This window comes from Methylophaga sp. UBA5088 (assembly GCF_002414625.1).
Lineage (GTDB): Bacteria > Pseudomonadota > Gammaproteobacteria > Nitrosococcales > Methylophagaceae > Methylophaga > Methylophaga marina.
In genome coordinates this window covers 4,536-31,019 of the sequence record NZ_DIAC01000001.1, presented here as the reverse complement: position 1 = coordinate 31,019, position 26,484 = coordinate 4,536, and the positions used below count along the sequence as shown (strand labels likewise).

At 44.4% G+C, this 26,484-nt stretch carries 23 protein-coding genes; 7 read left to right on the top strand and 16 right to left on the bottom strand.

Translation table 11 applies throughout. The annotated features are described in order from the left end of the window. The 5 genes from B4K20_RS00150 to B4K20_RS00130 form a co-directional block, all read right to left on the bottom strand. The coding region (locus B4K20_RS00150; RefSeq protein ID WP_289281421.1) for an Hpt domain-containing protein at nucleotides 1-2,499 on the bottom strand (2,499 nt) is incomplete at its 3' end. 23 nt (nucleotides 2,500-2,522) lie between these two features. Beyond that, nucleotides 2,523-3,788 (bottom strand): methyl-accepting chemotaxis protein, encoded by a 1,266-nt coding sequence (locus B4K20_RS00145; RefSeq protein WP_289244090.1) that lies wholly within the window; start codon nucleotides 3,786-3,788, stop codon nucleotides 2,523-2,525. 24 nt (nucleotides 3,789-3,812) lie between these two features. Then, nucleotides 3,813-4,361, bottom strand: coding sequence for a chemotaxis protein CheW (locus tag B4K20_RS00140; RefSeq protein ID WP_289281420.1), 549 nt, complete (start codon nucleotides 4,359-4,361; stop codon nucleotides 3,813-3,815). A gap of 2 nt (nucleotides 4,362-4,363) precedes the next feature. Further along, complete coding sequence (gene pilH / locus B4K20_RS00135; RefSeq protein WP_286303515.1) at nucleotides 4,364-4,729, bottom strand: twitching motility response regulator PilH; 366 nt, start codon at nucleotides 4,727-4,729, stop codon at nucleotides 4,364-4,366. A gap of 3 nt (nucleotides 4,730-4,732) precedes the next feature. Continuing rightward, a complete protein-coding gene (locus B4K20_RS00130; RefSeq protein ID WP_414673376.1) occupies nucleotides 4,733-5,104 on the bottom strand; it encodes a response regulator in 372 nt (123 codons plus the stop codon). Nucleotides 5,105-5,366: 262 nt separating this feature from the next. Between B4K20_RS00130 and gshA the strand changes: the two genes are divergently transcribed. Then, complete coding sequence (gene gshA / locus B4K20_RS00125; protein ID WP_289281419.1) at nucleotides 5,367-6,641, top strand: glutamate--cysteine ligase; 1,275 nt, start codon at nucleotides 5,367-5,369, stop codon at nucleotides 6,639-6,641. Between the two features lie 5 nt (nucleotides 6,642-6,646). Here the strand turns inward: gshA and B4K20_RS00120 are convergent, their stop codons facing one another. The 3 genes from B4K20_RS00120 to B4K20_RS00110 form a co-directional block, all read right to left on the bottom strand. Then, nucleotides 6,647-7,789, bottom strand: a complete 1,143-nt coding sequence (locus B4K20_RS00120) for an FIST signal transduction protein (protein ID WP_286303518.1) — start codon at nucleotides 7,787-7,789, stop codon at nucleotides 6,647-6,649. 212 nt (nucleotides 7,790-8,001) lie between these two features. Beyond that, nucleotides 8,002-9,444 (bottom strand): Asp-tRNA(Asn)/Glu-tRNA(Gln) amidotransferase subunit GatB, encoded by a 1,443-nt coding sequence (gene gatB / locus B4K20_RS00115; RefSeq protein WP_289281418.1) that lies wholly within the window; start codon nucleotides 9,442-9,444, stop codon nucleotides 8,002-8,004. A gap of 49 nt (nucleotides 9,445-9,493) precedes the next feature. Beyond that, nucleotides 9,494-10,147 carry an HAD family hydrolase gene (locus B4K20_RS00110; RefSeq protein WP_289281417.1) on the bottom strand — a complete coding sequence of 218 codons (654 nt, stop codon included), beginning with the start codon at nucleotides 10,145-10,147 and terminating at the stop codon, nucleotides 9,494-9,496. Between the two features lie 148 nt (nucleotides 10,148-10,295). Between B4K20_RS00110 and B4K20_RS00105 the strand changes: the two genes are divergently transcribed. Continuing rightward, the gene (locus B4K20_RS00105; RefSeq protein ID WP_289244085.1) at nucleotides 10,296-10,805 is read left to right on the top strand and encodes an RNA pyrophosphohydrolase; all 510 of its coding nucleotides are present in this window, start codon (nucleotides 10,296-10,298) and stop codon (nucleotides 10,803-10,805) included. Here the strand turns inward: B4K20_RS00105 and argA are convergent. Beyond that, nucleotides 10,802-12,103 carry an amino-acid N-acetyltransferase gene (argA, locus tag B4K20_RS00100; protein ID WP_289281416.1) on the bottom strand — a complete coding sequence of 434 codons (1,302 nt, stop codon included), beginning with the start codon at nucleotides 12,101-12,103 and terminating at the stop codon, nucleotides 10,802-10,804. The two genes, B4K20_RS00105 and argA, sit on opposite strands and share 4 nt — an antisense overlap. Before the next feature lie 117 nt (nucleotides 12,104-12,220). Here argA and ilvD point away from each other — a divergent pair, with 117 nt between their 5' ends. Further along, a complete protein-coding gene (gene ilvD / locus B4K20_RS00095) occupies nucleotides 12,221-14,074 on the top strand; it encodes a dihydroxy-acid dehydratase (protein WP_289281415.1) in 1,854 nt (617 codons plus the stop codon). A 32-nt stretch (nucleotides 14,075-14,106) separates the two neighbouring features. On the opposite strand, the gene B4K20_RS00090 is transcribed toward ilvD, so the two are convergent. Genes B4K20_RS00090 through B4K20_RS00075 form a run of 4 tightly spaced genes read right to left on the bottom strand, consistent with a single transcriptional unit; the run spans nucleotide 14,107 to nucleotide 18,536 of the window. After that, nucleotides 14,107-15,891 carry an ABC transporter ATP-binding protein gene (locus B4K20_RS00090; protein WP_289281414.1) on the bottom strand — a complete coding sequence of 595 codons (1,785 nt, stop codon included), beginning with the start codon at nucleotides 15,889-15,891 and terminating at the stop codon, nucleotides 14,107-14,109. 9 nt (nucleotides 15,892-15,900) lie between these two features. Continuing rightward, complete coding sequence (locus tag B4K20_RS00085; RefSeq protein ID WP_289281413.1) at nucleotides 15,901-16,668, bottom strand: heme ABC transporter ATP-binding protein; 768 nt, start codon at nucleotides 16,666-16,668, stop codon at nucleotides 15,901-15,903. A gap of 7 nt (nucleotides 16,669-16,675) precedes the next feature. Beyond that, nucleotides 16,676-17,716, bottom strand: a complete 1,041-nt coding sequence (locus B4K20_RS00080) for a FecCD family ABC transporter permease (RefSeq protein ID WP_286306097.1) — start codon at nucleotides 17,714-17,716, stop codon at nucleotides 16,676-16,678. Nucleotides 17,717-17,732: 16 nt separating this feature from the next. Beyond that, on the bottom strand, nucleotides 17,733-18,536 hold the full coding sequence (locus tag B4K20_RS00075; protein ID WP_289281412.1) for a heme/hemin ABC transporter substrate-binding protein: 804 nt from the start codon (nucleotides 18,534-18,536) through the stop codon (nucleotides 17,733-17,735). 216 nt (nucleotides 18,537-18,752) lie between these two features. Here B4K20_RS00075 and B4K20_RS00070 point away from each other — a divergent pair, with 216 nt between their 5' ends. The 3 genes from B4K20_RS00070 to B4K20_RS00060 are packed head-to-tail and all read left to right on the top strand — an operon-like array spanning nucleotide 18,753 to nucleotide 21,669. Continuing rightward, a complete protein-coding gene (locus tag B4K20_RS00070) occupies nucleotides 18,753-20,747 on the top strand; it encodes a TonB-dependent hemoglobin/transferrin/lactoferrin family receptor (protein ID WP_289281411.1) in 1,995 nt (664 codons plus the stop codon). A 9-nt stretch (nucleotides 20,748-20,756) separates the two neighbouring features. After that, on the top strand, nucleotides 20,757-21,140 hold the full coding sequence (hutX, locus tag B4K20_RS00065; RefSeq protein WP_286303528.1) for a heme utilization cystosolic carrier protein HutX: 384 nt from the start codon (nucleotides 20,757-20,759) through the stop codon (nucleotides 21,138-21,140). 10 nt (nucleotides 21,141-21,150) lie between these two features. Further along, nucleotides 21,151-21,669 (top strand): HugZ family protein, encoded by a 519-nt coding sequence (locus tag B4K20_RS00060; protein WP_286303529.1) that lies wholly within the window; start codon nucleotides 21,151-21,153, stop codon nucleotides 21,667-21,669. 72 nt (nucleotides 21,670-21,741) lie between these two features. Here B4K20_RS00060 and B4K20_RS00055 read toward each other — a convergent pair whose 3' ends face one another. Continuing rightward, nucleotides 21,742-22,416 (bottom strand): TIGR04211 family SH3 domain-containing protein, encoded by a 675-nt coding sequence (locus B4K20_RS00055; protein WP_284452220.1) that lies wholly within the window; start codon nucleotides 22,414-22,416, stop codon nucleotides 21,742-21,744. 164 nt (nucleotides 22,417-22,580) lie between these two features. On the opposite strand from B4K20_RS00055, the gene B4K20_RS00050 reads away from it, so the two are divergent. Beyond that, nucleotides 22,581-23,015: an arsenate reductase ArsC gene (locus tag B4K20_RS00050; protein WP_284452221.1), complete on the top strand. Its 435-nt coding sequence runs from the start codon at nucleotides 22,581-22,583 to the stop codon at nucleotides 23,013-23,015. Nucleotides 23,016-23,020: 5 nt separating this feature from the next. Here B4K20_RS00050 and B4K20_RS00045 read toward each other — a convergent pair whose 3' ends face one another. Then, complete coding sequence (locus B4K20_RS00045; RefSeq protein WP_289281410.1) at nucleotides 23,021-24,835, bottom strand: GGDEF domain-containing protein; 1,815 nt, start codon at nucleotides 24,833-24,835, stop codon at nucleotides 23,021-23,023. Nucleotides 24,836-24,924: 89 nt separating this feature from the next. Next, a complete protein-coding gene (locus tag B4K20_RS00040) occupies nucleotides 24,925-26,310 on the bottom strand; it encodes an OprO/OprP family phosphate-selective porin (protein WP_273178397.1) in 1,386 nt (461 codons plus the stop codon). Nucleotides 26,311-26,484 lie beyond the last annotated feature (174 nt).

Sequence of the window (26,484 nt, the reverse complement as noted above, 5' to 3'; positions counted from 1 at the left end):
ATCATGCTCTGTATGCAAACGCTGTATGTAGCTTTCAACGCTGGTCATAAGTGGACTTTGATGCTTCTCAAGCCCCCACTTCTTACGAATATATCGTTCGACGCCCGTAGGCAGAATGGGATCTATTTCAAAAACAGGTTTGTCCGGGGAATATTGCGCATCTTGCTGTGCCTGATACGTTGCTAAATCGACATCTAACCTTGCTGCATCACGTGCTTGACGAATTTGGATATAACGTTCAACAGAGGTGCGTTGGTCCTGCTGTCTTTGCGCTTTTACTTCTTTGAGTAAGGGATTTAAGCACCTTTCTTTTAGTTCATACAACGCATCGATGTTATCTGGCGAACTGGTATCTGCTTGAGTGAAACGTGACAGTAGCTCTGGTAAGAGTTGATAACTGTCTTGTACTAATTTTTTGACAAGATCATTATCGTCACGGCTGCCCTCAATGACATGATTCAACACATCTTCAACAGCCCAGCAAAGATCGGCAATGACCTGAGCCTCTGCCATACGCCCGCTACCTTTAAGCGTATGGAAGTGACGCCTTGTTTCATTCAATGCTGCCTTATCCTGCTGTTGAATCCAGGCAGGAATGTGGTGCGCTAGTTCCTGTAACACTTCTGTGGCTTCTTCAATGAAGATAGCAGCTACTTCAGCATCAATACCCTCAGCAAAATGCCAGTCTGCGTCAGCGCCTGAATCTGTGCCGGCAATGTTGGGTTGGTCAGTTGATACCTCGACTGGGGATGAATGAACGGTATCATCGCCAGAAAGAACAGGATCATCGATAAAGTCATATGGCTCAATACGCTTATCCTCAACGGATAGCGCAGGTTCGGCGGAAGTCTCTGTGTCAATTATGACGTCTTCATCAGTCGCTGTTTCATATTCATTATCGAACTGCAGCAGTTTGGTTTTAGCTGTTGCCAGATAATCGTCATCAGCCTGTCCGTGATGACGCACGCCCTCCATGTATAATTCGCAGCAAGCAATGATATCAGCCAAACGTTGCAGCTTAATCGCCGAGAAGGTTTTCTCCCCTGCGTGATAATCAGATAGTGTCTCCGATGTCATTTTCACGATCTCGGCCGCAGCAGCCTGGTCCAGCATATCAAGACTGCCTGCAATCAAACTTAACTGTTGTTCTGTTTCTCCTAAGCCATCAACATAGCGTTCTGATCGCTCCATTAATGTTAGAGTTTCTTTGATATTACTCAGCTCTAACAAACATTCGGTCATGACTGTTTGGCGCAACTGGTCACTGACGTTTGCCTGTGTCGTAGATGCCAGTAGGGCTTCTGCCTGTAATAAGCTATCGGCAAGTTGCGTTAAGTCATCTTCACTGGGAATATCACCGCGACTGCTTATCGCATTGAGTTGCTCTACCTGATGATGTAATAGATTGCTGGCTTCATATTCGGCAAGTAAAGCCAGTGTGTCTGACATGCTTTGTAATTGTTTTGATGTCGACTCAATCACATCAATATCAACATCGCCATCATGAACGTGTTGATTTAACTGTTCTTTTATATCCTGAAGTTGCTCAAGCAAAGCAAGGTGAGCATCACCCAGCGCATTGTCACTCATTCCATAGATACGGGAACGTTGATCAAAGAAATACAGTTTTAACGTCGCTTTTAGTAAGGTGACATGTGGGCCACGGCTGGTCGCTTTGGCAATGGCTAATAACAGCTGTTTTTCCAAGTCTGCAGGAAAATCCAATTGTAGGGCGGCTTCACCGGCTTCGCTATGTTGCTTAATTGGTTGAACCAATTTACCCATTAGGGGTTTTATTTGCCCGGCAGACGTCAGTCCTTGGTGTTCAATAGCTTCAATGAAAGCTTCGGCTGTCCACCAGAACAGGCAGACTTTTTCTTGGTGGCTGGATAAGCGAAGAAAATGCACGATGGCATACATTTGCCTTAGGCTGTCATTATCTTGCTGACGTAACCATTGCAGTAGCAAGACTTGGAAAACATGTCCCAACTTACGTTGTTCAATATTCAATGCTGGAAGTTTTCGGGCTGGATTGGGTGCAATGCTGTCTGGTAGAGCAATGGAAAGCGTTGGATTAAACAGCTCGATTTCAGTTCTGGTATCTGCTTTGCAGACTTTTCTCAGCTCGTTAATGATATCCAGCAGGGACAGTGGGTGATCCAGAAAGTCGTTATTCAGCAGTTTGATGTAGTTCGGTAATAGTAATAACGATTTTACAATGGCATCCTGAGCCGCTGAGGTATCTGTTACCTGATTATTTTGAAGGGCTCTGACGGCTTTTTGTGTTTCTTCAGTCAGCATTGACGCACCGGACATATTAATCATATCCAGTGTCCCTTTCACCTGATAAAGAGACTCGATAGTATCGGTAAGAAGCTTCTCTTCAGCCTGGCCATCGAGAAAATTATTCATGGCCGCTAAGGCATGAGCAAGAGACTGCTGCAATTCATCTTGCAGCCAGACTAATGCATCGTAATTGCCTTTGATGAGTTGTGCCATTAGATGACTATCTCCAAATAAGCTTAGCGAGGTAACTTAAAGCCAGATACAGACTTACGCAGTTCGTTTGTTAACTCTAGAAGTCGACCAATCGAAGCTGCACTCTCATTGGTGCCGGTAGAGGTTTGCATAGTGATTTCCTGAATAACATTCATGTTCTCAGAGGTCGTCACCGCAGCCGTTGCCTGTTGTTTGGCATTATCGGAGATATTGTTGATAAGTTCTGCCAACTGGTGAGAAACACTTTCAATTTGCTCGAGAGAGGTGCCGGCATCCTGTGATAGTTTTGCTCCGGCAACGACTTCGGTTGTACTTTGTTCCATCGAACTGATGGCCTCGTTAGTATCACTTTGAATCGTTTTAACCAGGGCATCAATTTGGCGTGTGGCGTTACTGGAACGTTCAGCAAGGCGCTGAACCTCATCCGCTACCACAGCAAAACCGCGACCAGCTTCACCAGCCATCGCAGCCTGAATGGCGGCGTTCAGTGACAGAATATTCGTTTGTTCAGCGATATCATTAATCAGTTCAACAATATCTCCGATTTGTTGTGAGCTTTCACCTAAACGTTTGATACGTTTTGATGTTTCTTGAATTTGTTCACGGATGGTATCCATACCGTGTATCGCTTTTTTCACTGCACTGTTACCCTGAATAGCCAGAGATACAGATTGTTGTGCTACATCAGATGATTGGCTGGCACTACGAGATACTTGCTCGATAGAGCCTGCCATTTGATTGATAGACGAACTGACTTCGGTAATTTGTTGTGCTTGATGCTCACTGGCATCGGTCAGATGTAAGGCAGTTGCTTGTGTTTCTTGCGCTGCAGAAGCAACCTGCATGGTGGTAGAATTAATTTGCTCAACCAGACTTCTCAATGCGTCTATAGTGTAGTTAACGGAATCAGCAATAGCGCCTGTGATGTCCTCTGTCACTGTGGCACTGACGGTAAGATCACCATCAGCCAGATCACCCATTTCATCCAGTAATCGAAGAATTGCATCTTGATTGTGTCTGTTTTGTAATTCCATTTTATCCAGTGACACTTTCAACTGCTGAATAGAAGGCAGGCACAGATTAATAGCTGCCAGTGTAGAGAGAACAAACAGTATGGCTACACCAATGCTGATATAGAGCAAATTGGGGTAGAGGAGTGTGTACATACCCGTTGCAATCAGCCCTAAGCCTGTCAGGGTGAGTATAAACAGAATGATAAACGCGGCCAGTCCCGGCCAGTTCTTACTGTTTTTCAGCGACGAAAATAAAAGCTTGCTGGTTGAGTTCATATACCTAGTCCTGATATCAAATTATTATGCGGCAGCATTAATAAACCTTTCATCTTCAATAAGTTTCGAGAAACTGAAAACGTCCCATTGTATGTCTTGCTGGTAAACACTACCTGTTAAGTAAGGTGTAATTTCTTTATGTGCTTGCATGTCGAGAGAGTCTGGCTCACGTTGAAAATGCTTGAGTCCATAGACTTCATCTACTAATAAACCACTGTTGATGTCTGCATCGTTGATAACAATAATGCGGCTTCGTTTAGATAATCTGCTGGGTTTATCAAGAAGATAATGCTTTAGATCCAAGACGGGTAATAGTTCACCACGAAGGTTAACGATGCCATATACCCAAGCTTTAGCTTTTGGCACGGCGGTAATGTGGTCGGGGACGGGAAAGACTTCTCTGGAATCGTTTAGTGGAATCACAAAATGCTGACCAGCAAGACGAAATCCGATGGCTGTCCAGCTTTGCCCAAGCGATTCTTGCTGTGTTAACCCTGCCGCTTTTTGTCTGCTACGGCGTTCGACATCTTGCAATATGGCAATAATGTCTTCGGGTGTTTGTGGTTGCATCATAGTCATTTATCCAGCAACGATTGAATCTGTTCAATAATCTCATCCTCTGAGACCGGTTTGCCAAGATAACCTTTGGCTCCCTGGCGGAGTCCCCACATCTTATCGGTTTCCTGATTCTTTGAGGAAACAATAATGATAGGAATGTGACGAGTGTCATCATCACGACTTAAAAGACGTGTAGCCTGAAAGCCATTCAGGTTAGGCATAACCACATCCATCAATACTAAGTCTGGTTGTTCTTCTTGTGTAATACGAACTGCTTGCTCACCATCTTCTGCAACCAGAACCTGATGACCATGTCGTTCTAACAGTTTTTGAAGCACATATACTTCGGTAGGCGAGTCGTCAGCGATTAAAATTCGAGCCATAAATTAATTTGCGTCCTGAGTTTTTTCCAGCAAATGTGTTCGGATGGCACCGAGTAAATCTTCACGAGTAAAAGGCTTGGTTAAATATTGTTCGGCCCCTACAACGCGTCCTTTTGCTCTATCAAATAAACCATCCTTGCTGGAGAGCATTACTACGGGTATGTCCCTAAATTTAGGGTTATTCTTCACTAGTGCACAAGTCTGATAGCCGTCCAGTCGTGGCATCATAATATCGATAAATAAAATATCGGGATGATGGGCACTAATGATGGGTAGAGCTTCAAATCCATTGTCAGCCGTTAACACATCACACCCTGCTTTTTTTAATAGTGTTTCAGCTGTGCGGCGAATGGTGTTGCTATCATCAATCACCATCACTTTCAGACCGTTAAATTCGTTTTCACTCTGGCTCACGACTATGCTATACCTGAATTATTTTATAATTGTAGTGCACACGAAGATAACCCATTTTTGTGTTACAGGCTAGTGATGACTTGAGTTGAATAATCATCTCAGCGAACTGTAAATTCACAACGGTTAAGTATGAATGACTTGAAATATCAAATTTGTGTCCCATGTCTCTTCTTATCGACATTTATACTCAACTCTACACTTTAAAACATAAGCGAGCTTAACCATGACTTCTGGCGTCCCACACTTAACCACCGCTTTAAATGGTCCTCTTCTAAAGTTAGAAGCCATATTGCTAGAAAAGCAGACACAAGTTGAAACATGGTTAAGAGAGCAGTGGTTAAAAACGCCTGCGCCGTTTTATGCTTCTGTCGATCTCCGAAATGCGGGGTTTAAGTTGGCGCCTGTGGATACGAATTTATTCCCTGCTGGGTTTAATAATCTTAACGCCTCTTTTATGCCTTTGTGTATTCACGCTGCTCAGGCTGCTGTTGAACGAACCTGTCCAACAGCAAAACGCGTATTGATTGTGGCTGAAAATCATACGAGGAACTTGTTTTATCTCGAAAGCCTGGAAACCTTACGTGACATCTTCCAAAAAGCAGGTATGGAAGCTCGCATTGGCAGTTTATTAGAAGAGATTGAAGAGCCTATGAGCATTGACCTGCCATCAGGTAAGCAAATTACGCTTGAGCCATTAGTCAGAAAAGGTAATCGTGTTGCCGTGGATGACTTTTCACCCTGTCTGGTTCTGTTAAATAATGACTTATCTGCCGGACGGCCAGCTATTCTCGAAAATCTAGAGCAAGAGGTTATTCCACCATTACGCGCAGGCTGGTCAACCAGAAAAAAATCTGATCATTTCACTCAATATAATCAAGTCGCAAAAGAATTTGCTGAGCAGATTGATATAGATCCGTGGTTAGTATCCCCTTTGACATTGCAATGCGGTGAAGTGAATTTTAAAGAAAAGTCGGGCATAGAGTGTCTCGCCAAAAATGTGAACAATTTGCTGACATCTATTCGAGCCAAATACGCTGAATATAATATCGACAGAGAGCCGTTTGTTGTTGTGAAAGCCGATTCCGGTACCTATGGGATGGGCATTATGACGGTTAAAAGCGCCGAGGAAATCGAAAACCTCAATCGTAAACAACGAAATAAAATGTCATCCGCTAAGGAAGGTTTGGTGGTGGATAATGTGTTGGTTCAGGAAGGCGTTTACACCTTCGAGACATTGGGGGAAGAAAAGGCGGTAGCTGAACCCGTTATTTATATGATGGATCACTATGTGGTAGGTGGCTTCTATCGTGTTCACACTGGGCGTGGCGTTAATGAAAATTTAAATGCGCCGGGGATGCATTTTGAACCACTGGCCTTTGCTCAGTCCTGTAGCACACCAGATCAAACAGATTTGCCTGATTCGGAACCGAACCGCTTTTATGCCTACGGTGTCATGGCTAGATTAGCGTTGTTAGCAGCAGCGAGAGAAATCGCCTGATTTAATCAGGCGTTGTGCTCACTCAGATAAGCGATAGTCATGGTTTGGTTGTGCAGTAAACTGTGACTATCATCTTCCCCTGAACAGATTTCACCATTTGAATAGAATCCGGTGATGCCTGTCTGCATACCCAGTAGTCTTTGCACAGCAAACACTTCGTCTGATACCTGAGATTCCATGACTAATTTACGGCCAACACAGCTCACGCAAATAGCTAAGGCTTTATCGTTTATGTTGACGTCTTTTTGTAATATTTGTCTGGCTGCTTCACTGGCACCTAAAACCAAACGATCATGATCAGACTTGAGAAAACGAACGGTAGACCCTTCTTTTATATTGCCTGCAAAGGTCAAGCTATTATCTTGTTCATTAATCGAGAGGAGTGTTCTGATGACATTAACATTCTTCTCATCCATGATGGCAAAGGGGAAATTCAAGCCAGAAGCAGGTAATTCATTGGCGTAATAGCCTATGTACATCTTGTAAAGTGGAAGAGCGGGTTTATTGTCTAACTCGTACACCACATTTTTGTTTGAACGCGTAATTTTTCTTGGTGGTCCGTATGGTTGCCAGCCGCCTAAGGCGCCACTGGTAACGATGGCATCTTCTCCGTAAATACCAACAGCGATCACTGTACGATCCTGAATTTTGTCATTGTTGATGAGTAAGGTTTGCTTGAATGCAGCAGAGTCGCCTGCTAGACCACCTGTGATAGGAATATTGGGCAATATCTCCTGGAGACCTTCTACCAGTTCAGAACCATTAACATTCAAACCGTCACTGAGAACAAACACGCCTTTGAGATCATCCATTTTTAACTCAGCGGCAATTTGAGCACCCAGTGCATGGGATTGCTCCATACTATTAACCGGCTTGCTTATAAAGCGGAGCGTGCTTCGCTCCCACTGCATGGCTGTGATGTGGATGCTGTCATCATAAACACCATCACCTGTAATCTCGCCCGATGTGGTGCAACCGATGATTTCGGCGTTTGGGTAGCGTTTTTTTAGGGTTTTAGCAAAACCTTTATCGTTGAAGCGGCTGACAGAGCCGAAAACGAGTACCCAGTTGGCTTCAGGAAGGGGAGAGGCCGACGGTAATTTATTTAAACCCGTCTTGGCGGGGAGGTGCTCCTGTACAAACTTCATTGGTTGGTCAACCTTTGCTCCATCATTGGCTTTTAGCGCCGTAGTCAAAAAAGCGTAACAAATCCATCGGGTGATACTACATCGTTTAGCGATTAAGGGGAATCGGGTCGCTTGTAATTTGTGAGATGCCTCACAATGAATGCATAAAAATCGGCCATAAAAAAAGCCGCTCAATGGCGGCTTTTTTTGATGATTAACTCATGTGTCAGGAATTATTCATTCAGTTTTTTCTTCAGTAATTCATTTACCTGGGCTGGGTTGGCTTTACCTTTTGACGCTTTCATTATCTGGCCAACGAAGAAGCCAAGTAATTGTTCCTTGCCATCCCGGTATTGCTGCACTTGATCAGGATTATTCGCCAGTACTTCATCCACCATAGCTTCAATAGCGCCGGTATCGGTGACTTGCTTCAGACCTTTATTTTCGATGATCGCATCGGCATCTTTACCTTCACCTTTCCACAATGCTTCAAACACGGTTTTGGCGATTTTGCCTGAAATAGTGTTATCACTGATTCTGTTTAAGACACCAGCAAGCTGTTCAGCACTCACCGGTGATTCAGTAATATCCATGCTTGCTTTGTTTAGTGCACCGGACAGCTCAACAATAACCCAGTTGGCACATTGTTTCGGGTCATTGCCGCCAGTGGCCGCTAGTAATGACTCAAAATAAGTGGCCAGCTCACGGCTACTGGTGAGTACCGAGGCGTCATACAGCGATAGACCTAACTCATTGACAAAGCGATCACGTTTTTCGTTGGGTAGTTCGGGCAATGTCGCTTTAATATCAGTGATCGTGGCTTGGTCAATAATCAGTGGGAGCAGATCAGGATCAGGGAAGTAACGGTAGTCATTCGCTTCTTCTTTACTACGCATCGCGCGCGTTTCATTTTTGTCGGCATCGTACAAACGCGTTTCCTGAATGACTTCGCCACCTGACTCCAACACATCAATTTGACGCTCAACTTCGTAATTAATAGCGCGTTCAACGTTGCGGAAAGAGTTAATGTTTTTCAGCTCGGCACGGGTACCAAACTTTTCCTGCCCTTTAGGACGAATTGAAACGTTCGCGTCGCAGCGGAATGAACCTTCCTGCATATTGCCATCACAAATCTCAAGATAGCGAACCAGTGAGTGGATTTTCCTCATATAAGCAACCGCTTCTTTTGCGCTGCGCATATCAGGTTCAGACACAATTTCTAACAACGGTGTGCCTGCTCGGTTTAAATCAATGCCTGTTTGACCGTCAAAGTCTTCATGTAGTGATTTGCCAGCATCTTCTTCGAGATGAGCTCGAGTAATACCGATGACTTTTTCAGAGCCATCCTCCAGTTCGATACTGATGTGGCCTTTTCCGACAACGGGTAATTCATATTGGCTGATTTGATAGCCTTTTGGTAAGTCAGGATAGAAGTAATTTTTGCGGGCAAAGACTGAACGTTCAGAAATCTCAGCATCAACGGCAAGACCAAACTTAATCGCCATTCTGACAGCTTCTGCATTGAGTACCGGTAATACGCCCGGCAGACCCAGGTCAACGGCACATGCTTGTGTATTCGGCTCTGCACCATATGCTGTAGCAGCACCAGAGAAAATCTTAGACTTGGTGGCGAGTTGGGTATGAATCTCTAACCCAATAACAACTTCCCATTCCATAATGACGGCCTGATTGTGAATGATAAAAAACGATGAATTGTAACAATTATTAACGCAAACTGAGAATTTTCCAGCCTTTTTCCTTAGCAAAGGCTTCAAGCTTCTCATCGGGATCAACGGCGACAGGGGTGTCGACCAGTTCTAATAGTGGGATATCGTTATGAGAATCACTGTAAAAAGTACTGTTCTCCATCGTTTCATCCCGATGGTTTAACCACATTTTCAAGCGCTCGACTTTACCACGCTGAAACGAGGGCGTGCCTGAGACTTTGCCGGTAAACGCGCCATCAATCATTTCTGGATCCGTGCCAATTAAATGTTCAATGCCCAGGAGCTCCGCAATAGGCTGAGTCAGGAAACTATTGGTGGCGGTGATAATGAGTAATGTATCGCCTTTGGCTCGATGCATTTCGATAAGCTCGATACCCGCTGGCAAAATGATCGGTTTAATTTTTTCTTCAAGATAGGCCGCGCGCCAAGCTTCTAATTCCGACATGGAATGGTTGGCGTAAGGTGTAAAGACAAATTCTAAAAATGCGTAGATGTCGAGTGAGCCGTTAATGTATTCCTGAAGAAAATGATCATTGCTAGCCCGATAGGCCTTCTCGTCTACAATGTTATTTTCACACAAGTAACGACCCCATAAATAGTCGCTATCACCGGCCAATAAAGTATTATCCAAATCAAAAATTGCCAACGCCATGATGCTGGAAAAGTCTCCGTTTTAATCAAAAATGCGACTATTGTATGTCAAAATGCATTGCATACTGACAGTGCTTTTAATAATCTAATCGCTAATTGAGAATAAACCGCTGGGGGCGATTGCGCTCAGCCAGCTAGAGACTTCAGTCGTGATTGATAAAGATGGCTTCAGGCCTAACGTAGGGATCATACTCTGCAACGAAGAGAATCAGGTGTTGTGGGCGCAACGTGCGCAACATGATTCGTGGCAGTTTCCTCAGGGGGGGATCAAGTCCCATGAAACTCCTGAGCAGGCGGCTTATCGTGAGCTTACGGAAGAGGTAGGTTTATTGCCAGAGCATGTTGAGTTAATTGCAATGACCCGAGGGTGGTTGCGTTACCGCTTACCTAAACGTTACCTGCGATATGGAAATAAACCGCTTTGCATTGGCCAAAAGCAGCGTTGGTTTTTAATGCGTTTTACCGGTAAGGAAGAAGACGTCAAGCTTAATCTGCATGAAAAACCAGAGTTCGATGATTGGCGCTGGGTGGATTACTGGACGCCTGTTGACGAAATTGTGTTTTTCAAACGTCGTGTTTATGAAAAAGCACTCCATGAATTTGCGCCATTATTATTTCCGGAATATCGACGTCAGTTAAATAACAAAAAAAGACGTTAATCCAGTTCTTTTCTGAACACACGTGATTTGCGCTGGTAATTGTATAGCGCTTGTTTTGCGACGGGGAGATCCGCTATTTCTGCTGGTTTGAACCCATGCTCTAAAAACCAGTGCGCCGTTTGAGTGGTTAACACGCACAGATTATTGATGCCTTGTGCTTTTGCTGACTGCTCCAGTACCCCGAGTAATTGTTGACCGCGACCATGACTCTGGTATTGATTCGATACCGCCAGGCAAGCAAGTTCTGCCATATCATTATCAGGATAGGGGTAAAGTGCCGCGCAGGCTACAACACTGCCATCACGCTCCATGACCGTGAAATGATCGATCTCTCGTTCTAGTAACTCTCTTGAACGTTTTACGACAACTCCTTTTTCTTCTAACGGTTGAATTAACTCCAGGATACCGCCGACATCATCAATCGTTGCTTGTCTTGTGGTTTCAAAAGAGGTGGACGTTACCAGCGTACCAGCACCATCACGGCTGAATAATTCCTGTAATAAAACACCGTTAATGGCTCTATCCAGAATATGTACTCTGGTGACGCCTGCTTTACATGCTTTTACCGCAGCATGTAATGAAGGGTGGGAGCTGAGTGCTTTTTCTGCCTCATTCACCGTCAGCTCGCGGGGCATCGTTTTGTTACTGTGACCAATAAAGATCAATTTATCTGCGCGCAATGCTGTGGCCACTTCTGTCGCGATAGATTCAGCTGAAACGTTGAAGCTTTCGCCCGTAAGGGAGTAACCCAGAGGGGGCAGCAAAACAATATTACCTAATCCCAATTGTTGATTGATGCCTTCAGCATCAATACGACGCACTTCACCTGTATGACCCAGATCCACACCATCTATGATGCCAGCAGGTCTGGCAATCACCAAGTTCCCACTGATACAACGAATACGTGCATCGGCCATTGGCGTATGTGGTAACCCAAAGGACAGTTTCGATTCGATATCAAGGCGCAGTTTACCAATGGCTGCTTTGGCAATAACCAAGCTGATATCATCGGTCACTCTCAAACCATTGTGATATCTAACAGGTATGTTTTGTTCGATACAGCTTGCTTCAATCTGAGGTCTGGCACCGTATACTAGAACCAATTTAATGCCTAAGCTATTCAGGATAGAGATATCATGGAGCAGGGGCTCGAATTCCTGGCTATCGATGGTTTCACCATCAAAAGCAATCACAAAAGTCGCGCCACGATGACTATGAATATAAGGCGCAGCGGTACGAAACCAGCTGGTTGTGGTGGCTAAGTTTTGTGGTGTAACTGGCTTTACAGTGTCGTTCATTCGTTTCTTTTTATCTCAGACTCGGCACGCTTGCCAAGTGTCGTGTAAAATTTATCAGATTATTACCATGTGATCTAAGGGTTACGTGGGGCAAAACAGATTTTGGAGAGATTTCGCATGCCTCAATATCGTTCAAGAACATCTACCGCGGGTAGAAATATGGCTGGCGCTCGCGCACTGTGGCGGGCGACAGGAATGAAAGATGATGATTTCAATAAACCTATCATCGCTATTGCAAACTCGTTTACACAATTTGTTCCCGGACATGTTCATCTAAAAGATCTTGGCCAACTGGTTGCGCGCGAAATTGAAAAAGCGGGCGGTGTCGCAAAAGAGTTCAATACCATTGCCGTGGATGATGGTATCGCTATGGGACATGGCGGCATGCTTTACAGCTTGCCATCGCGCGACATTATCGCCGACTCTGTTGAGTATATGGTGAATGCCCATTGCGCGGATGCCATTGTTTGTATTTCAAACTGCGACAAGATCACACCCGGCATGTTAATGGCCGCTATGCGACTCAATATTCCGGTGATTTTTGTTTCTGGTGGACCAATGGAAGCGGGTAAAACAAAACTCGCTGGTAAAGACGTCAAGCTGGATTTGGTGGATGCCATGGTGCAGGCAGCGGATGAGCATGTCAGTGATGCGGATGTCGAACAGGTTGAGCGTAGTGCCTGTCCAACCTGTGGTTCATGCTCTGGTATGTTTACAGCTAACTCAATGAACTGCCTGACGGAAGCTTTGGGGCTATCATTACCAGGCAATGGTTCATTGCTTGCTACACACGCGGATCGCAAAGAACTGTTTCTGGAAGCAGGTCGTCGCATCGTCGATTTAGCTAAACGCTACTATGAGAATGATGAAGTGGATGTCTTACCGCGATCTATTGCGACAAAAGCGGCGTTTGAAAACGCCATTGCCCTAGATATTGCGATGGGTGGTTCAACCAATACCGTGCTGCATTTATTAGCGGCGGCGAATGAAGCCAAAGTCGACTTTACTATGGCTGATATTGATCGCATGTCACGTAAAATTCCGAATTTATGTAAAGTCGCGCCTGCCACCAACAAATACCACATGGAAGATGTACACCGCGCTGGTGGTGTCATTTCTATTCTTGGTGAATTAGCGGCTGGTGGTTTATTGCATACTGATGCGCCCACAGTTCACAGCAAAACCATGGGTGAAGGTTTAAAACAATGGGATGTCAAACGCACAGACTACGAGCCTGCATTAACACGTTATCTCGCCGGTCCTGCTGGTATTCCAACACAGGAAGCCTTCAGTCAGAACTGCCGTTGGCCAGAGCTGGATTTGGATCGTGAAAACGGCTGTATTCGTGATGTCGAACATGCTTATAGTAAAGATGGCGGCTTGGCCGTGTTGTATGGCAATTTAGCTGAAGATGGTTGTATTGTGAAAACGGCCGGTGTGGATGAGTCTATTCTGACTTTCTCTGGTCCGGCACGCATTTTTGAGTCTCAAGATGACTCTGTCGCAGCTATTTTAAGAGGGGATATCAAAGAAGGTGATGTTGTCCTCATTCGCTATGAAGGACCAAAAGGTGGACCAGGCATGCAGGAAATGCTGTATCCCACCAGCTACCTGAAATCTAAAGGTTTAGGTAAAGCCTGTGCCTTATTAACTGATGGACGTTTCTCCGGTGGTACATCGGGTTTATCTATTGGTCATGCTTCACCTGAAGCGGCGGAAGGCGGGAATATTGGCTTGGTGGAGGAAGGCGATATCATCCATATCGATATTCCTAACCGTAAGATCAATGTTGAGATAAGCGACGAAGAGCTGGCGCATCGTCGTGCCGCTATGGAAGCGAAAGGCGATGATGCCTGGAAACCCGTTGGGCGTGAGCGTGAAGTGAGCCTAGCTCTTCAGGCCTATGCCGCATTGACTACCTCAGCGGCGAAAGGGGCTGTTCGGGATGTTGAACAACTCAAGCGTCGATAGAAAATAAATGAGCCCGGTTTATCCGGGCTTTTTTATATCTGTTGTGCGTAAAGTTTTTGGTACAAACCGTCCTGATTAATCAATGAATCATGGTCGCCTTCCGCAATAATTTCTCCACCGTCAAATACGATAATGCGATCGGCTTGTTTCACGGCGCTGAGACGGTGAGCGATAATAATGGTTGTCCGATTTTCCAGATACTGCTCTAAAGCATTATGCAGTTGAAATTCGGTATCACTATCTAAGGCTGAAGTGGCTTCATCCAAAACAACCACGCTTGGATTCACCAAAGCCATACGTGCAATTGCCAGACGTTGACGTTGTCCACCCGATAATTTCACGCCATCACGGCCTATGATGGTATCCAATTGTTCTGGAAGGTCTTGGATGACGGTTTCTATCTGTGCGATACGAATAGCTTCCCAGATAGCATCATCAGAATATTGACGTCCCATCGTAATGTTTTGACGCACGGTATCATTAAACAAAGCGGGGCTTTGTAAGACTGTGGATACGTGCTCACGAACCGTGTCCAGGCCAATTTTACTCACGGGTACATCATTAAAAAATACCATGCCATCATCAGCTGGATATAAACCTAATAACACATTGACTAAGGTAGACTTTCCGGCACCACTAGCACCGACCAGTGCGACTTTTTCACCTGCTTGGATATTCAGGGATACGCCGCTGAGCACTTTATTATTATCGCCGTATTTAAAGTGCAGGTTCTCAATGCGAATACTGCTGGGTTGTCCATCTACAAATGGATTTACGTCGTTTTGGTAACGCACTTCTTCATGCATGCTGAACAGACTATTCAGCCGTGAAACCGCTGCGCTGGCAGAATAAAAAGAATATTGAATATTCAGAATCTCTTGTACCGGACTCATCATAAACCAGAGGTAACCAAAGACAGCGAACATCTCACCAATACTTAAATTAGAGAAAATCACCATAAACATACTGACAGCCCTGAATACATCAAAGCCAAACAGGAAGATCACAAATGAAAAACGGTTTGCGGCATCACTTTTCCAGGCAAACTCTGAGGCATGGTTTCTAACGTGACGTGCGTTATCAATGACGCGAAGCAGATAGTGTTTTTCTCGGTTAGCAGTACGTATTTGCTGAATACCATCTAATGTTTCGGTCAAGCTTTGTTGGAAGATTTCAAAAGCAGAATTTTCTTTCCTTTTAAGCTCCTTGACGTGTTTACCCACCACCATAGTGAAATAGATCACCAGCGGATTCATAAACAAAATTAATAATGCCAGTTGCCAGTGTAAAAACAGCAATATCACTGCTGTACCAATAATACTCAGCGTTGCTACGATAAATCGACTGATGGTATTGCCGATAAAATTATCAATCACTTCAATATCGGTAACAAAATGTGAGGCAATGCCGGCGCTACCTCGAGTTTCATATTCGCTGATGGCAATTCTACCCAGCCGTTTAATCAGTTTTTGACGAATCCTGAAGGTGATGCGTTTGGCAATAAGGGTGAAATAACGTGACTGAGCCACATTCAAAATGACCGATGCCACACGTAATACCAATGTAAATAACAACACAGCCAAAATATATAAAACCGGACCATGCCAGCTATCGGGACTGAATTGCTGAATAAAGGCGACGGTTGGGCCTGGCTCTTCAAGTAACACTTCGTCAACCATCAGAGGCAATAATAGAGGAACAGGCACGGCACAGAGTGTCGCCAGAAGCGCGATGATATTGGCTTTGACGAGATGCTTTTTGTACAGAAGGGCTTGCTTGAGGATGCCGCTCAGCTCATAGCTGCTTTTGTCAGTCATATAAAGTCATTAAATTAGAACGTTGTTTCCTGCTTGAGTGATCAGTTTCTCAGGAACATAACCCCAGACCGCACTGACGGTATCAGGTGTTAATATCGCCTGTGGTGAACCTTGAGCAAACATTTTACCCTGATTTAGCAACCAAATCTTATCGGCATAACGCGTTGCTTGGTTAAGATCATGCAAAATGGCCACGATCGAGAATTGTGATTCATGACTAAGCTGACGAACGAGTTGTAATAAATGATGCTGTTGACCTAAGTCTTGTGCTGATGTGGGTTCATCCAACAAAACAACAGGTGGTTTTTCGGCTTGTGATACCTGGAGTAATATTCGCGCTAGCTGCACGCGTTGCCGCTCTCCACCAGAGAGACTGGTAAAAAAGCGATCTGCAAATTGCCAGGTATCGGTTTTTTCCATCCAAAATCGTGTTTGCTGAGCTAACTCATCAGCAGATAGAGACAGCGGCGTCGCACCTATTGCCACGACTTCACTTGCACTAAAGGGAAAGGTTAATTGTGATGATTGGGGCAAAATACCTAAGTGTTTCGCACGCTCTCGACGAGACCATTCATTTACATTTTTATCATGCAAAAAAACATGACCTGAGCTAGGTTTCCACTCGCTAGTAATGGCACGAAATAAACTGGTTTTTCCTGCGCCATTAGGGCCCAGCACGGCAATAAACTCGCCCGGCTCAACATCAGCATGCTCGATATGGAGAATGGAGCGTCCACCATGAGCAATGTTGAGATGATTTAAAGTTAAACTGGTCATCGTCATCCTACAATGTACTTAAGCGCTGACGTTGCTGTAATAGAAGAAAAACAAAAAAGGGTGCGCCAATCAATGCTGTCACTAAGCCAACCGGAAGTTCGGCTGGAGCGAGCCAGACCCGTGCTCCCACATCAGCCAGTAATAACAGGGCCGCCCCTGCAATGGCAGATAAAGGTAATAGGCGTGTGTGATCTGGGCCTAATGTCATACGTATTAGATGAGGCACAACCAAACTGATGAAGCCAATAATGCCTGAGGCAGAGACGGCAATACCAATGCCAATCGCTGTCGCAATGATGAGTTGGCGTTTGAGTTGTTCAGTATGGATGCCTAAATGTGCCGCTTCAGCTTCACCCAGCAATAAGGCATTCAGGGCTTTGGCGTAATACTGATAGAAAAGTATCAAGCACAGGCAACAGCCAGCACATAACCACAACATAAAAGGTGTGGCGCCATTTAAGGAACCCATGCCCCATAAAGTTAAATCGCGTAATGCCTGATCATTGGCAATAAATGTTAGAAAACCAATCACGGCACCGGTAAATGCGGCGACCGCGACCCCGGCTAATAACAGAATAAGCACGGAAGTATTTCCTTGGCTGGATTGGGCCAGTCGATACACTAATAAACTGGTGACTAACCCACCCACAAAAGCCGCTACAGGTGTGGCAAAAACTGAGAAACTTACGGGAAATATTACGATGGCAAGTGCCGCCCCAAGCCCTGCACCAGAAGACACACCAATGATGCCTGGATCAGCCAAAGGGTTTCGAAACAAGCCTTGTGTGACGGCGCCACAGATGGCCAATAAGGCGCCAATAAACAAAGCTAGCAGCGTACGAGGCCAGCGAAGATCCCAGATAACGACCTTCTCATAGTCATTTAGACGGCTAAGATCGGTATGGAATAAACCGTCCCAGACAGTTAACAAACTCTGCCAGCTTGATAACTTCATGGGGCCAGATGTCAGAGATAAAATAATACCGATGACAAGCAGGCTGATCAGAACTGGCCACGCCAGCTTTCGGAATAGCGATTGGTAGGGCATAGTCACGAGTCGATGGCTAGTAGAGTTTATCTGCCAGTCGTTCAGCTTCCGCCAGAGCACCGAGGCTGAGCCCGGCAATTAAGGTCGCTGCATTCACACTCACTATCTGATTATTTTTAGCCGCTTGGCTATGTTGCAGTAATGGCTGACGTTTGACGAGCTTGTTAGCGCTATCCAAGCTGTCAGAACGACTACCAACCAGAATAATATCCGGGTTGACGGCTAATAAAGCTTCAACTGAGATGGATTTGTAACCACTAAACTGGCTGATATTTTTACCGCCCAGTAGTTTTATGAGTGCATCGCCAGTGGTGTCACTGCCCGCTTGGGATAAACCACGCTCACCAATATCGAGCAGAAATACTACAGTTGGCTTGTGTGCGAGCTGTTTCTCTAGCAAGGCTGACTGCCTTATTTGAAGCTGTTCGATAAGTGTTTGCGCTGCTGATTCTGCATTTAGCCGAGATGCTAACAGCGTTATATTTGTTTCAAGCTGCTCCAATGTCGTTGGACTATCAAGTTGGAGTACATGAATATGTGCTTTTTTGAGGGCCGCGATAGTGGGGGCTGGCCCCATATGATTGCTACCGATAACTAAATCAGGATGTAACTGGAGCAATCCTTCTGCTGATAATGTCCGATGGTAACCTAAATTCTCAACTGGCTGAGATAACAAGGGCTGACTGGTTAAGTCTGCAGCCACAATATGCTCTTCCAATCCCAGGTTGAGCAAAATCTCAGTGGCATTGCCGTCAACACTGACCAGGCGGGAATTATTAGAGTCCGCATAGCTGCTTGGGGCTGTGAGCAAAGTCAGCATTAAAAGCCATAGAGCGCAGAAAAGAGAAGGGATTCTTTTATTCTTCATCATAAAAAGTTCAGTCGATATGTTAGTTAAAGTGAAATGGGCATACACAACGAATCGCATTCTACTTGATATCTGATAAATTGTTAATCTATATGTAAATGATAATTGATCTCATTATCGTTAAGTGGTAATTTTCTCGACATATTTTTTAAGTCAGGAACAATTACGATGAAATTAAGAAAGTTAGCCTTGCTAATGCAGGTGCCTGTTTTATTAACAGTAAGCGGTGGCGCAGCCATCGCTGCGGAACAAAGCCTCGATGAAATCACTATCACAGCAACAAGAAACACTGACGGTGATAGTGCAAGCCGTAACATCAGTGTCGTCAGTCAGGATGATATTGCACGACAACAAGCCACTTCTGTTCCTCAAGTTATTAACTATTTACCTAATGTCACATTAACTGGTGGCCCTCGTGAACAAGTTCAGGGAGTCAATATCCGTGGCTTGGGTGGAAACCGTGTTTTGCAATTGATTGATGGGGTTAGACAGAATTTTGAATCAGGTCATCGACCTACGTATTTTTTAGACCCATCACTCTTAAAAAATGTTGAGGTACTTCGAGGGCCGAGCAGTTCTTTATGGGGGTCAGGTGCGTTAGGTGGTGTTGTGTCACAGAATACTATTCATGCGGCTGATCTCTTGGATGGAGATAATCTGGGCGGCTTTGTGAAACAAGGTTATCAATCAAACGGTGATAAGTGGACAACAACCGGTGCTTTGGCTAGTCGTTTTGGCAATGTTGATTTTCTGCTATCGGGTTACTATCGTGATGGCAATGACTTGGAACTGGGGAATGGCGATGATCTGCAAAACTCAGCAAATCGCGACAAAGGTGTGTTAGCTAAGCTGGACTGGTTTATCGATAACGATCAGATGGCGACATTTAACTTTCGTCGCTCGTACAATTACGGTGGCATTCCATCAAATGGGGCAGCAGATGTTTCCACATCAAACTTCTTGATAGATAGAAAAACGCAGACAGATCAAGCGTCATTTGACTATCAATACAATCCTAACAACCCGTTGTTGAATACCAAGCTTACTTTGTATTGGGATCGTACTAAAATGGATGAAAGTCGGACTTCGGATGGACGCTTTGATGACACTGAAATTCGGACAGTGGGAATGAATATTCATAACCGTAGTGAGTTTGGTGACATAGCTGTTATCTACGGGGTGGATGGATATCAGGATAAATTAAATGCAGATCGCGGTGGTGTCGATAGGCCATTACCGCCAACGGCAACGACCGATGTATGGGGGGCCTTTTCAGAGATTCATCTTCCTGTAGCAGAGAAGTGGCATGTGGAGTTAGGCGCACGCTATGATTATTTCAAAACAGAAGCAGAAAACTTAAACGAAGAACACAGTGATAATGCGTTTTCTCCATCTGCTGCTTTAGTTTGGCAGCCAACCGATCTGTTAAATGTCACATTACGTTATGATGAAGCTTTTAGAGCACCCTCATCCGAAGAGCTCTATACATCTGGAACGCACTTTTGTATGGGGCCAGGATTTTGTAATACCTTCCTTCCAAACTCGGATTTGAAGCCAGAAGAGTCTCAAAACTGGGAGTTAATGACTCAATATACAATGCCTGATGTGTTGAAATCGTCTGATTCATTAACGTTAAACGCTAATATTTTCCATAACGATGTAGATAACTTCATCGAACAACGAGTTGATGACCCGGTCTTTTTCCCTATTCCCAATCCAGGTAATACCTATTACAGAAATATTGATAAGGCAGAGTTGCAAGGTTTTGAGCTAGCCATGAATTATCAATTGAATACATTCAATGCCCTATTGAGTTATGGCCAAACCAGGGGGCAAGATAAGAATACGGGAGAAGCCATCTCGACAATCCCTGCAGATAAATGGGTATTGGATATGAATAATGCTTGGCTTAAAAATACCCTCAAAACAGGTTTGAGGCTAACGCGGATTGAAAGTCAGAAGCATCGACCGAATGATATCAATACTGACTATGAGCACTATACATTAGTGGATCTCTACACAAGCTGGACATCGAAAGATGTTAAAAACTTAACGATTGATCTGACTGTGAATAATTTGACTGATCAACACTATCGTGTCGCATTTCAACAACTCTATATGCCGGGCAAAGATATTCGTCTTGGCGTGAAGTATGATTTTTAAGGAGCAGCTATGTCTAATGAAGTAACAATGCCAGGTGAGCAGGCTCAAGCATTACTCGAGCAACTGGCTGATTGGGGTACTATGACGACCATCGTATTGCATGGCGGCAGTGTGTTTGAGTTTATGGGGCCTTTTCCGAAAGGCTCTGTAGCGGAAGGTTTTTATAATTTATCAGGTCCGGTGCCAGGCTTTCATGGACACTTAAATCTTAAGTTAGTAAACCATATTCGTTTTCAAGATAAACAGCACCGTGGCCGAGAGAGTTACGCGTTTGTTTTTGAAAATGCCGAGGGCGAGGTGATTTTTAAAGTCTTTCTTGGCCGAGATGAAAAAGGCGAGTTGTTAGCAGAACAAAAACAACGTTTTCTGGCCATGCAACAACAATATCAGTGAGAATAGAGTAATGAATAATAAAGGGTTAGAAGAGAAAATCAGTCAAGAGATTATGGCGATGGTCAACAGCAGAAAAAGTTTGCTGCTATCCTCATTAACCGAAGAAGATGAACCTTATGCTTCCTACGCGCCCTTCGCGGTGGGAGAAGATTGTTTATATGTATTAATCAGTGAAATCGCAGTTCACGCTAAAAACTTGCAGCATCACCCTAGAGCTTCAGTATTAATTATTGAAGATGAAGATTCTGCTGCGGAGTTATTTGCTCGTCTTCGTGTTCAGTACAATGTGACCACAGAACTATTGCCTGTCGATTCTGCAGACTGGGATGTGGGTATTCAGTGTTTAACCGATCGTCATGGCGATCGCATACAAAACTTAAGTCAATTGAGTGACTTTAAGTTATTTAAGCTGAATCCTATCGGTGGCCGTTATGTGAAAGGCTTTGGTAAGGCGTATCAGATTGATGGTGGCTCTTTAGCTGGAGAAGGCTTGTCTCATCTGAGAGATGGACACAAAAAACGTGCTTGATAGACTGGTTGTATGAAACAAAAAAAGGACGCTCGATGCGTCCTTTTTTATTGACGAGATAATAATCTGTTATCAGAGGCTGCCCCAGCTATCCTTTTTCCGAACTTTTAGGCGCGGTAGGATGATGCCTAACAAGATACCTGCGAATAAAACAGCGGCGCCAATAAGGAACCAGCTTCGGGTACTGTTATCTTTTAAGGCATTGTTTTCGATGACTAATGACTGGTTCTCATGATCAATTTCTTGCAGCTTTTCTTTTAGCTGGCGGTTTTCATTATCTAAAGCCACAGCATTTGACGCGGTACGACGGAGGTCGTCCAGTTCTTTGCTCAAACGTTGTGATTTTTCTTTCAACGACATGTTTTGTGTATCAACGTCAGAATTTTGATTACTGAGTGATGAAATTTCTTCTTTGTATTTAGCGATTTCAAGTTCTAAATTGGCCACACGCTTTTGACTGGCTTCAAGTTGGTCACGAGCACTCGGTGTGTTGGTCAGATAACGGGTTAACACCCAGCCTTCAACGCCATCTGTCGTTCTGACTTTTGAATAACCTGCTGGATCCGTTTCCAGTACTTCGAGTCGTGTACCAGACTCGAGCATTTTACGGATATTGAACTTCACGCCTTGACCATTCCGCATGGTGATTTCGAGCTTATCAGATACGTAACGTGTGGTTTGAGCTTGAGCAAGGACGGGAGTCAACAGTGCCGCTGAGATGAGGATGTGTGCGATCAGTTTTTTCACAATGGACGTCTTTATTCTTTGATAAACAGGCATTTTAACAGAAGCGATGCTGTTCGCTTCAAGTCTGAATTAGGAATTAACAATAAATCAGAATGTTATGTTGCCGTAACGGCGTTGTCATATTGGTTTGTTAAGGTCGGCCTGCTATAAAGAAAGGGTTAGAAATGGAAAAGATTAGAGTCATGTTTTTGTGTACTGGCAATTCGTGTCGTTCACAAATGGCTGAGGGTTGGGCAAGAGCTTTGGCCAGCGAAGAAATTGAAATTAAATCGGCTGGTATTGAAGCACATGGACAAAACCAACGTGCCATCAAAATTATGTCTGAAGTCGGCATTGATATTTCTCAGCAGGAATCAATTCGTGTGAATGGTGAAATGCTGGAATGGGCAGATTTGTTAGTCACACTATGTGATAACGCTGAAGAGCAGTGCCCTCTACTCAGCCCGCATACAGTTAAGGTGCATCTGCCTTTGCCTGATCCGGCCAAGCTGCGGGGTAGTGAAGAGGAAGTGATGGCCATCTTCCGCGAAACACGTGAGAAAGTTCGTCAGCGTGTCGAGTTTGTACTCGAACAGGTTGCTTACGAAGCGGCAGTTTAAGCCGTTTATTTCTCCGTGACCAAGCGTATCTTCGGTTTCTGATTACTCATATTTTTTTCTGTCGCCTCTAGCTGATAGAGGCTGTTTCCAGCGATTCGCTTAGCCATTGATTTTGCTTTGCTGGCATATTCGGTCAGATCAATCTCTGCCTGGATATTCGGGAAGTCTAAAATGCGCACAGCACCTATCGATAAGCTAAGCAGTGAATAAAAGGTTTCATTGCCATGGCGATCAACCGCATTGATGCCTGCTTGTTGCAGATGACGCAAATTGTATAGCTGTGGGTAAAGTGCCTCAAATGCTTCCAGAATCTTTTGGCAACGGTGTCGCCAGTCTTTACTTTCAAACAAGATGATAAAATCATCGCCACCCACATGCCCGACAAAGTCGATCTCCTGGTCGACATGTTCAGTTAACGTTTTAGCTGTGAGGCTAATCACTTTATCGCCTTTACCGTAACCATAAATGTCGTTGTAGGGTTTGAAGTTATCCAAGTCAAAATAGCAGACAGTGACATCCCTATTTTGCTCGATAATCTCACGGGTATGCTCACTTAATGGCACATTTCCTGGCAGACCACTCAGCGGGTTGGCATGGCGAGCCATGGTGATTTGCATATCGGTAATCTGACGTAGCAAGTCCATCAAACTACCTACACCGCGATAGCGGCCTTGCTCCGTTATGACGAAGGCACTGTGCTGGTGATGTGCTTCCTGGCTGGTGATTTGATAACTGAGTTTTTTCAATGGCAGCTCAGTTTCAACGACGATGGGATTTTTATCCATAAAGTCTTTTATGGGTTTTCTTCCGTACAGTTCACGACCAAAACGGCTGGCGTAAAGTGTCATAAAATCATCGCGCCACATGATACCCACGACACGATTATTATCATCAACAACCGGCAACGCATTCAGTTTTAACGCTTTCTGAAAACGATCAGAAATGTGCTCAATGGTATCGTTATGTCTGACCGGATCTAAATCTGTCAGCAAGCTGCTAACAAGGGTATTCGCTCTTGGACGACCTGTTCGTTGTATCGTTGTTTCTTTGCGTTGGGCAAACAGACTGTTATCGAGTTCTTTTTGTGGATTACGATTAGGACGGCCAAAGTAATAGCCTTGTACAAAGCGCATATCCAGACTTTGTGCGGTGATATATTCCTGACGAACTTCAATGCCTTCACCAATCACCTGGCAGCCGATACTTTGAGCAATATCAATCATGGACTGCACAAATTGGCGCTTTTGCCGATCTTCATGAATATTCTGCATAAAGTGGCGGTCCAGTTTGACAAAATCAGGCTTGAGTTCAGACCAGGTGCGTAAGCCAGAATAGCCCGCACCCAAATCATCAATCGCAATCGAAAAACCCATATCGCGATAATGTTCGGTGGCTGTTCGCATTAATTCATAGTCATCAATCGGATACTGTTCAGTGAGCTCAATGATGACTTGTTCTGCTGATAAGCCCGCCATTTCAACATATTGTAAAGTCAATCCATGTGGATAATTGTTATCCAGAAGGGCGACAGGCGTGGTGTTGATAAAGAGTTTTTCTTTCAGGCCGAGTTGACCATAGCGTTTGATCGCCGTTTCTCGACAGAGTAAATCCAGCTCAGCCAAACAATCATGCTTGAGAGCAGTATCAAATAAGGTCACAGGCGAATGGAGTGGGCCATCAGACGGACCACGAATCAGTGCCTCATAACCAAAAATCTGTTGGTTGTGTAGAGATATAATGGGTTGAAACAGAGCTGTCAGACGTCCATGACTGAGAATTTCCTGTAATGAGTGATAGTGGTGTAATTCTTCTTGTGTCATCGTCTTATCTTCTCTTGCTAATATCTCCTAATCAGAAAAAAGCCCCACCCTGGGGTGAGGCTTTTATCAGTGCTTTCCAGTGTTAAGACCTACCAGAATGCTTGCGCACGGAATTTAAGTGCAGATGGTTCTGCATCTGAACTTGCGCCATCGACAGTCAGATCGGTAACTTTGTCGTAGTTCAGCATTAAACGAATATTTTTACGTGGAATGTAGTTCACACCCAATGTAAATTTATCTGCTTCGTCTTCAGTTTGTACACTTCCGCCGACTAAACCTTCGGTTTCAATGTTTTCAAAGCGAGCAACTAACTGCCACGCACCATATGGAGATTTAGGTGAAACGCCAGAGTTATAACCTTTTTTCCACTTGTAAGATTCACCCGTCAGGAAGTAACCAGCTTCAACTGAATAGCCAGTGAATTCTTGATCTGAGTTTGAGTTACTTTCAGCTGTGTAGTCTACGTATTCAGCTAAAGCGTGGAATGGGCCGTAGATACCTAAAACATCAGCTGTGAATGCTTTTGAGCCATCATAATCTGCTACAGAAGTGTCAATTGGACGCTCTGAAGTAATGTGGCTAACAGCACGTTGACGGTAGCGGAATGAACCATCACCGTTACCACGGTTCAAATAACCCAAACCAACTTGTAACATGTGTTTGCTGTCTTGCATAAATGGTACGAATGAACCGCGAACTGCCCATGTATCTGCATCATCTACATCAGTTTCACCACCGTCGATTTCACCGCTTGTTAAAGATGATGCTAATAACCAACGATAATCTTTGTCATTCAACTGGAATGCAACACCACTCTCACGAGCAGGTGATAAAGCTGAATCAGCATAGAATGGGCGATCAATAAAGCTCATGTATTTAGAGCTAGCTTTAGTGTTATAACCAAAAGCTATGTGAGATTGACCAAGTTTTACACCCCATTTGGTGCTGTCGTTTAGTTTGTTGCCGTAACCAACATAAGCATCTTTAATTGATGCATCACCGCCAGCAAAGTCAGCTTCAAATTTGTAGCTCCAGTCATAAATCGAACCTTGGAAACCCAAACGTGCACGACGTAATTCAGTTCCTCGACCTTCGTTATCACCTACACCTGCAGTACCATCGTATAAACCATCATTGTCTACAGAGATGGCATCCCACATCACACGACCGATAGGTTGGAATTCCCAGTTACCTTCTCTGTCTGCAACAACTAACTTGCCATCAGTGGTAATTTTTGGCATATCTGCAGTTGCTTCAGCGACTTGTTTTTTCACTTCAGCTTGAGCAGCTTCAGTTTTTTCTTGATCAGCTGCTGCAGCGTTTTTCAGCATGTTGTAGTCTTCTGCACTGATGGTGCCTTTGTCACGAAGGACTTTTAACAGGTCAGCCATCGCTTCGTTGTTTGCCTGAGCAGGCAACATTGCTGCACCAAACAAGGTACCGGCAATTAATAAAGATGTTGTTTTCAATTTCAAGGGACTATCCTCTAGGTTGGTTTATCAATTCGGTAAGAGCCGAAGTCCCGCACACCTTAGGCTTGTTATGTTTCAGCATGATGAAGAAAACGTTACAGTTTTGTGACATTGATACAAAAGCTGACTTTTGTTGTATTTAAGCGACAATGGCGATCAGGCCTTGAAATAAGGAAA

Bases quoted from the DNA above. Each gene is read 5' to 3' on its own strand.
- B4K20_RS00075 (WP_289281412.1), bottom strand. From the start codon at position 18,536: ATGCTGACTTTGCTCACAGCCCCAAGCAGCTATGCGGACTCTAATAAT.
- ilvD (WP_289281415.1), top strand. From the start codon at position 12,221: ATGCCTCAATATCGTTCAAGAACATCTACCGCGGGTAGAAATATGGCT.
- B4K20_RS00050 (WP_284452221.1), top strand. From the start codon at position 22,581: ATGGAAAAGATTAGAGTCATGTTTTTGTGTACTGGCAATTCGTGTCGT.
- B4K20_RS00140 (WP_289281420.1), bottom strand. From the start codon at position 4,361: ATGATGCAACCACAAACACCCGAAGACATTATTGCCATATTGCAAGAT.
- B4K20_RS00045 (WP_289281410.1), bottom strand. From the start codon at position 24,835: ATGACACAAGAAGAATTACACCACTATCACTCATTACAGGAAATTCTC.
- B4K20_RS00070 (WP_289281411.1), top strand. From the start codon at position 18,753: ATGAAATTAAGAAAGTTAGCCTTGCTAATGCAGGTGCCTGTTTTATTA.
- B4K20_RS00145 (WP_289244090.1), bottom strand. From the start codon at position 3,788: ATGAACTCAACCAGCAAGCTTTTATTTTCGTCGCTGAAAAACAGTAAG.
- B4K20_RS00090 (WP_289281414.1), bottom strand. From the start codon at position 15,891: ATGACTGACAAAAGCAGCTATGAGCTGAGCGGCATCCTCAAGCAAGCC.
- argA (WP_289281416.1), bottom strand. From the start codon at position 12,103: ATGAACGACACTGTAAAGCCAGTTACACCACAAAACTTAGCCACCACA.
- pilH (WP_286303515.1), bottom strand. From the start codon at position 4,729: ATGGCTCGAATTTTAATCGCTGACGACTCGCCTACCGAAGTATATGTG.
- hutX (WP_286303528.1), top strand. From the start codon at position 20,757: ATGTCTAATGAAGTAACAATGCCAGGTGAGCAGGCTCAAGCATTACTC.
- B4K20_RS00080 (WP_286306097.1), bottom strand. From the start codon at position 17,716: ATGCCCTACCAATCGCTATTCCGAAAGCTGGCGTGGCCAGTTCTGATC.
- B4K20_RS00120 (WP_286303518.1), bottom strand. From the start codon at position 7,789: ATGAAGTTTGTACAGGAGCACCTCCCCGCCAAGACGGGTTTAAATAAA.
- B4K20_RS00060 (WP_286303529.1), top strand. From the start codon at position 21,151: ATGAATAATAAAGGGTTAGAAGAGAAAATCAGTCAAGAGATTATGGCG.
- gshA (WP_289281419.1), top strand. From the start codon at position 5,367: ATGACTTCTGGCGTCCCACACTTAACCACCGCTTTAAATGGTCCTCTT.
- B4K20_RS00110 (WP_289281417.1), bottom strand. From the start codon at position 10,147: ATGGCGTTGGCAATTTTTGATTTGGATAATACTTTATTGGCCGGTGAT.
- B4K20_RS00085 (WP_289281413.1), bottom strand. From the start codon at position 16,668: ATGACCAGTTTAACTTTAAATCATCTCAACATTGCTCATGGTGGACGC.
- gatB (WP_289281418.1), bottom strand. From the start codon at position 9,444: ATGGAATGGGAAGTTGTTATTGGGTTAGAGATTCATACCCAACTCGCC.
- B4K20_RS00130 (WP_414673376.1), bottom strand. From the start codon at position 5,104: ATGGTGATTGATGATAGCAACACCATTCGCCGCACAGCTGAAACACTA.